The sequence below is a fragment of the Thermodesulfobacteriota bacterium genome (assembly GCA_026415035.1).
In the GTDB taxonomy this organism is placed as follows: domain Bacteria; phylum Desulfobacterota; class BSN033; order BSN033; family UBA1163; genus RBG-16-49-23.
The window spans coordinates 62,068-62,312 of sequence record JAOAHX010000018.1 but is presented as its reverse complement, the minus strand read 5'-3'; the positions used below and the strand labels follow the sequence as shown (position 1 = coordinate 62,312).

At 51.0% G+C, this 245-nt stretch carries 1 tRNA gene; it reads left to right on the top strand.

The features are described 5' to 3' along the window. Window positions 1-125: 125 nt before the first annotated feature. A tRNA-Ala gene (locus tag N3G78_10945) sits at window positions 126-201 on the top strand. Window positions 202-245: the final 44 nt, after the last annotated feature.

Sequence of the window (245 nt, the reverse complement as noted above, 5' to 3'; positions counted from 1 at the left end):
TTAGTTCTCCTGGGGCTGTAGCTCAGCTGGGAGAGCGGTCGAATCGACAGGTCGTGGGTTCATCCTAAAGGAATCGGAGGGTCAGAAGATCTCGTCTCAAAATTAATCATCTCTAAATACAAGGTGGGGCTGTAGCTCAGCTGGGAGAGCGCATGAATGGCATTCATGAGGTCGTGGGTTCGATCCCCATCAGCTCCACCATTCTCCCTTATGCCCTACTATGTCTATGTCCTCAAAAGCGAAGC